Below are 6600 nucleotides of genomic sequence, written 5' to 3'. Positions count from 1 at the left end.
GTCAAAATCTGTTGCCAAATCGAAAGCCATCAGACCTTCGGAAATGAAATTGGCGGCGACCTCCGCGCCTGCTGATGGGACGTGGTAGTCGATTGATATTGTGGCGTGTGGAACAGAGGGTTCAACTACGCCTAGCATAGCAAATATCGGCCAGGCGTCGGGAGGAAAGCAGGCCCGATGAGTGTTGAGCCCATAGAGGCTGGTTCGGAGTTTCAGGTTATCAATGTCGCCAGCGGGCGCGGAGCTAAGAACCACGCGATCAACAGTGATGAAACAGGCGCCCTCATCGTCCCAGTCCGGGAACGGATATATTTCCAAGTCTGTTAGTACTGCGCGCCCTGCCAACATATCCACACTGAGAGCACTATAAGTCAGGTCAACTTGGGTGCGGGCGGCCAGTATCCCATACTGGAGCAATCCCTCAGCCAGTCGATCGGGGTTAATGAACTCCAACCAGTCTTTGGCATCGGCCTTTGCAGAAAGTGGCACTGTGGCAAACGCGAATGCCGCGACGAATGTAGAACACTTAGGCATCAAATCCTCCCGATCGAAATCTCGTTTTTTGATCAGGGTACCGCCTTTGGGCCGATTTCAGTAGGAATTTCGGCTGAAGGCGTCGCTCTCAGCATTTTAGGTCCTTGAACTCGACGCGCGCAGACATGCCAGAATACCGAGACATAGCCGTTACCAGCGGTGAAGGCACCGCCGCTAACGGCCTGAAGCTGCCGTTCAGACAACCGGCGGCGAATGACCGGAGAGAGCCCAATGTGTAAAATGCTGCGCTGGTCGTAAATGTCCGCAATCGCGCCGTTCACAGTAACACTGGCTGCAGCCTCATTTTACAGCTCGCCAAACTTCTTCGACCACAGTTTGTACCATCATGACATCTTCGCGAGTGGTGCCGAATTGGCCAACTTGAACACGGATGATCTTGCGACCTTCAAACGCGCCTTGGGTCAGGTAGATGCGCCCATCGTCGTTGGTAGCATCCACCAGTCTTTGTTGGGCGGCGTCATCGCCGGGACAACGGAAAGAAAATAGGCTGAGGATCGGTTCAGTCACGATCTCAAACCCATCGAGCTCGCGGATTTTCTCGGCCAGCTCCTCGGCCCAAGATACATGATTTCGGATACGGGTTTGCAGGCCTTCGAGCCCATAGGATCGGATCAGGAACCATAGCTTAAGCGCCCGAAAACGGCGACCAAGCGGGATGGTCCATTCCGAGTAGTTGGTTACCTTATCGCCACTGGTCTTCAGATATTCGGGCTCGATTTTCAGGGTGTTCAACTGCGACGTTGGATCACGAAGGAATTGAACCGAACAATCAAACTGTGCGCCTAACCATTTGTGTGGGTTAAAGACGATGCTATCGAACCCATCAACACCGCGCCATAAACGGTTCCGAAATTCAGGACAAATCATTGCGGCCCCTGCCCATGCGGCATCGACATGGGTGTAAAGATCATGAGCACGCGCAACGTCAAGGATTGGGACGAGGTCATCAGAGCCTCCCACGCCAGTCCCTCCGGTAATAGCGATGATCCCGGCAGGGGTATGGCCTGCGGCCAAGTCCGCCTTGATTGCCGCATCAAGCTTGGCTGCATCCATACCAACGAGCGGACCGGTGCCTGCGATTTTAATCAGGTTGTCCTGACCAATGCCAGAAACCCAACAGGCCCGATCAATCGAGGAATGGACCTGATCCGAGCAATAAATACGCAACTTTCCTCGACCTGAAAGACCCGTCCGATTGCTTGTAAATGCGGTGGCCCTCTCGCGCATTGTTAGGACCGCAGAAAGCGTGGCGGATGACGCGCTATCTTGGATCACGCCGGACATACCGTCAGGCAGGCCAAGTGCTTGGCGCAACCAATCCACCATGACCCCCTCGACCTCGGTTGCCGCTGGAGAGGTCTGCCAAAGCATACATTGCGCTGCCACGGTGTTGACTAGCTGTTCTGCCAGTATTGACGGCGGAGATGCATTGGCCGGGAAGTAAGCGAAAAACCTTGGGTGCTGCCAATGAGTCATGCCGGGCATGATGATGGCATCGAAGTCTCGTAGGATTGTCGCCATATCCTCTGGCTGATGTGGTGGTGATTTGGGAAGCTGCGCTGCGATGTCGCCCGGTTTCGTTTGCGCACGTACCGGTCTGCTTCTTAGGGTCTTGTGATACCTCGCGCCCCAATCGGCGATTTCTTTACTCCAGCTTGCAAACTCATCCCAGTCCATAGCTCATTTCCTTTTTGGATCACTTACGAGCGGGACTTGGCCGGTCGTTTCCAAGTATCGCATAAGTCTGTCATCAATATCAGAGGCAACATAGCAAGAAACGTCGACATTCGAGCAGATGCAGCGAAAGTCCGTTTCGTCCCGCTCACCTGACCTTGGTGCTAGGTGACGCGAATGGCTCGAACGAGCCCGAACGCGACATTTCTTGGTCGTTGTGATAAAGAAGTAATTGAGGCGTTCATTCAGGCGAAACCCACCAATAGGGGGACGCAGCATGATCATGCGCATTTTTCAGGTACTTGTGAGAGAAGGTAAAGAGAAGGAGTTCGGCGACTTTTTTCACAATACGGCCATCCCTTTGATGAAGGGGACGGACGGCATCGTCCAAGTTCTGCCCGGCGCACCTCGCGCGGATAGTCCAAGAGAGTTCAGTTTTGTAATGATCTGGCGTGACCTTGCATCGCTCAAGGCATTTGTCGGTGAGGATTACCAGTCGCCACATATCGATCCCGCGGAGGCTGAGCTTGTCGAAGCCCGGACGATCAAACACTATGATTTGGTGGCTTGAGCGATGACATCCCAAGAGACAGAAGTCTTCACCGGCGCATGTGGATGCGGGCAAGTGACGTATCGGATGTCTTCGGCTCCGATGTTTGTGCATTGCTGTCATTGCCAAGAGTGTCAAAAGCAAACGGGGTCTGCGTATGTGCTCAATGCGATAATTGAAGCGGACCGCGTTTCCTGTAGCGGCGAAACGACGGAACACAGTCTCGCCACTCCCAGCGGCAAGGGCCAAATCATCACCAGATGCGCGTCCTGTGGCACAGCCGTCTTTAGCAGCTATCTCGTTCGACTGGGAAAACTCACATACGTCCGCGTGGGAACGCTGGACAATCCGGACCTCTGTCCGCCGGACGCACAGATATTTACAGCCAGCAAGCAGGCTTGGGTACCGCTCAATAAGGACATTCCGATCTTTGAGAACTTTTATGAGTTCAAGGATGTTTGGCCGGAAGAGGCATATCGACGTCTAAACGCCATCTTTGGATAGTCTGGCTTTGATCTAGACATCAGCTTTGTCCCGCGACCCGGTCGTTGGACGCCAGAGGTCATCTCGGTTCCTGACAGAAGCACTCAGATGACCGCGTCGAGCCCGAAGCAGACCAAACCTCATGCAATGCCAAAGTTCGCTTACTCAACAGGCTCAAAACCGTCTCAAAACAGCTTGAGATTTGACGGAGGTATTTGAGACAAAGATCGCCCTTGTTTCACGGGATTGCACAAGCGTCTCACAAGCGACCGTTTTTGAAACTCGCAACATAACTGCGAACACGCGTAGATTGCCCCGCCGCCATTTAAGGCTTTTGGCTGGGTTCCACAATCTAGTTACTTTGAAGGTGTTGCGTTGTGTTGCGGTAAACAGGCTTGGTCAGGCGGAGCTGTGCGATGACGAAACTTGCCGCGAGCATAAAGTGCATTGATACTGGAACAAAGTCTTGGGAGGTCGCGTAGATGTTGAAGCGAAAAGCTGTTGATCTTTTCTTCGTTGTCTTAGCGATTTTTCTTCACGCGTCTGCTGTCGGCGCGTCAGAGAACAAGGTCGCGCTCGTCTTCGGGAACTCAAACTACCAAAGTGTGCCAACTTTGAACAATCCCACGAACGATGCAATAGATATCGCGGCAGCTCTGGAGCGGATGGGCTTCGATGTATCGCTTCAATTGGATGTTGACTTTCTCCGTTTCAACGAAGCCGTACGTGATTACGCAAAACGATCTCAGAACGCGGACATATCTGTCGTTTATTTTGCGGGCCACGGTATCGAAATTGACAAGGCCAACTATCTCTTGCCGGTCGATGCCGAACTGGCTGACGATTTGGACGTAGAGTTGGAAGCCGTTCAGTTGCGCTCACTTTTGCAAACGGTTTCCAGCACAAATGGCATTACGCTCATGCTTGTCGACGCGTGCAGAGACAACCCGTTTGCGACTCGTCTTAGAACCGAAGGTGCTACGCGCTCAATTGGAGAAGGTTTGGTGAGAGTTGATCCCAAGAGTGGTGTGTTGCCCGGTGGTGTGCTCATTGGATACGCGGCTAAAGAGGGGCAATACGCGTTGGATGGACTTGGTCGAAACAGTCCTTACGCATCTGCATTGCTCAGCAATCTTGAAACACCAGGTTTGGAGGTAAGTAAGCTTTTTCGACAGGTAAGAGATGCCGTTTTCAAGGAGACGGACGGCGTTCAAGAGCCTTTTACATACGGCTCTTTACCCGGGCGCGATATCTACCTGATTGCCAAACCTGAAACCACCGTTGAAGAGACGGACGAATTCTCATCAAGTGAGATCGCGGTTGCGTACGCGGCTACTGCAGCAGACGGAACACTCGCTGCGTGGAATGCGTTCTTAGACAGGTTTCAGACTGCACAGAACTATCCACTTGTTGCTTTGGCTGCGCAAAAACGAACTGAGCTTATCGTCAAGCAACTAGAGCAAGGACGCGCAGCGGCCGAGAAGTCCGTTGACAATCAAGCTCAATCTTCAAGAGACGTGTTCACGGCCTACACAGCCGCAGAAGCTCTCGGGTCACCGCGTGCATGGGCGCTCTTCTTTGAGCAGGATGACACAGGTTCTCTCGAGAAAGGTGCCATTCTGCTTGAAGAGCAGGCGTTGGCCAAAGAAGCGCACGACCGAATAGGCGGACGATATCGGGTTGCGGACTCTAACGAGACCCTTGGTGCAGAGCAAAGGCGCTCGGCTTTATCGGCATTGTCTTTGACCTCGGAGGAAGTGCGGGAATTTCAGTCGCTTCTTCAGTTGCGCGGAAATGATGTGGGAGGCGTTGACGGTCAAATAGGCCCCAAGACGATTCAGGCGCTACAAGCGTTCCAAAAGGCGAACGGCCTTCCTGTGACGGGGGTGCCAACTCGTGCAACATTGAATGAACTTGGTTTCTTTTCCAAGAGGCGAACCCCATCCGGCCTATTTAGAACATCTGGCGCAATTGCAAAAACGTATGACCCCCAAACCGTAATGATACTCGAGAATGATCCTCGTATCGAAAACTTACTTGTAGCATTCAAGGACAAGCAACTGATCTACGGATCATTTCGCGAGAGCATTTATGCGGTGGTATTTGTGGGTAGTACGCACTCCGAAGCTGGAGTCGAAGCAATGTTGGATGCTGCAAATGCAAAGTTAGTCGAAATCAACGATGCTGATGAGCAAGAGTTCATCTTTGACCTAGTGAGGCACGATCGAAGAATCTGGGCTCACCTTGCTGGAGGTTTTCGACCGAACCACGGTCCAACAATCGGACTGGAACGACAGTCTGGACGATGGATGTGGCGTTCTGGAGAACCGTTGACCTATCAGAAATGGGCACCGGGACAGCCTCGCAACATTCGGGGTGATCAAACATTTGGCCGTTTGATTCCGGTTGGAAACTACAGAGAAATGGCACCTGTTTTGGATACGTTCGGATGGGCCACAAGCGACGCCCCTTTCTCGTCGATAATTGTCGAAATCCCGTGAGTCTTCTGGTTTACAAAACATACTGCGCTCTCGCTTGGGCTGTATGCGCGTTAGCGCTCACAAACGACCGTTTTTGACACATCGATCAAAACCGGTCATCTGCGCAACTGCAACGAAAGCTCACTTTGTCCCGCATCTCGGACGTTGATGCTACTCGCGGCAAACGTCGGCTTCCCGCCCTTCCGCGCAACTCTTGTTCGTGGGGGAGCGAGACTGCGAGCGGTTTTAGGCTCGCTGATGAGAGCAAAAACGTCTATCGGCTAAAGCACTTCTTGCGCCGCTCATAGCAGGTTCGAACGAGTTGAATCGCGTCGGTGATGGTACTCCCGTTCGAGCATTTTCGAGTAGAGAAGAATACCGCCAATAATGCGGCCGGACAGCATTGTTGGCGAAGAACCCTGTGCAGATACTTGGCCAAACGGATTGTCGCAGCGGCGGTCTATCGTATCCGAAAGAGTTTTGAGTAACGCAACAAGCGCCTTTCGTGATGGTGCAGGCCAAGTCTCGACCGAGGCCAATCTTAAGGATTTCGACCGTTCGAGCCGTGTGATTGCATCGCTGAAATCAGGAGCAACAGTTGCGTCCATCATGTCTCGGGAGGCCGCTTGCGAGAAGTCTGACAGGATTTGCTGAAGGCTTTCGGACATGAAGTGATTACCATTGGGACTTAAGTGCGTGAACATGAGCTCAACACAGTTCAAGGAGTTTCTCGTAGTTTTGGCCTGCTTGGCGGGGTGCCGCACCAAATGTGAGCAGTAATCTCTAAAAGGGTGTGAGATTTGCTCGGAATACCATCGCTTCTCGTTCGCTGCCCCATCACGTGTTCACTACAATCAA

6 protein-coding genes are annotated in these 6600 nt (G+C 52.7%); 3 read left to right on the top strand and 3 right to left on the bottom strand.

Annotated elements, in window-relative coordinates; translation table 11 throughout:
* On the bottom strand, nucleotides 1-534 hold a 534-nt coding region (locus MGEO_RS20755; protein ID WP_106299256.1), incomplete at its 3' end, for a hypothetical protein.
* 300 nt (nucleotides 535-834) lie between these two features.
* Nucleotides 835-2232 (bottom strand): pyridoxal phosphate-dependent decarboxylase family protein, encoded by a 1398-nt coding sequence (locus MGEO_RS20750; protein ID WP_085641653.1) that lies wholly within the window; start codon nucleotides 2230-2232, stop codon nucleotides 835-837.
* 274 nt (nucleotides 2233-2506) lie between these two features.
* Here MGEO_RS20750 and MGEO_RS20745 point away from each other — a divergent pair, with 274 nt between their 5' ends.
* The 3 genes from MGEO_RS20745 to MGEO_RS20735 all read left to right on the top strand — a co-directional run bounded on the left by MGEO_RS20745 (nucleotide 2507) and on the right by MGEO_RS20735 (nucleotide 5763).
* Nucleotides 2507-2800, top strand: a complete 294-nt coding sequence (locus MGEO_RS20745) for an antibiotic biosynthesis monooxygenase family protein (RefSeq protein WP_085641652.1) — start codon at nucleotides 2507-2509, stop codon at nucleotides 2798-2800.
* 3 nt (nucleotides 2801-2803) lie between these two features.
* The gene (locus MGEO_RS20740) at nucleotides 2804-3283 is read left to right on the top strand and encodes a GFA family protein (RefSeq protein WP_085641651.1); all 480 of its coding nucleotides are present in this window, start codon (nucleotides 2804-2806) and stop codon (nucleotides 3281-3283) included.
* A gap of 461 nt (nucleotides 3284-3744) precedes the next feature.
* Nucleotides 3745-5763, top strand: a complete 2019-nt coding sequence (locus MGEO_RS20735; protein ID WP_085641650.1) for a caspase family protein — start codon at nucleotides 3745-3747, stop codon at nucleotides 5761-5763.
* Nucleotides 5764-6044: 281 nt separating this feature from the next.
* Here the strand turns inward: MGEO_RS20735 and MGEO_RS21280 are convergent, their stop codons facing one another.
* Nucleotides 6045-6410 (bottom strand): hypothetical protein, encoded by a 366-nt coding sequence (locus MGEO_RS21280; RefSeq protein WP_143746333.1) that lies wholly within the window; start codon nucleotides 6408-6410, stop codon nucleotides 6045-6047.
* Between the last annotated feature and the right edge of the window lie 190 nt (nucleotides 6411-6600).

The sequence above is a fragment of the Marivita geojedonensis genome, from assembly GCF_002115805.1.
GTDB lineage: Bacteria > Pseudomonadota > Alphaproteobacteria > Rhodobacterales > Rhodobacteraceae > Marivita > Marivita geojedonensis.
This window is presented reverse-complemented; position numbering and strand designations above follow the sequence as displayed.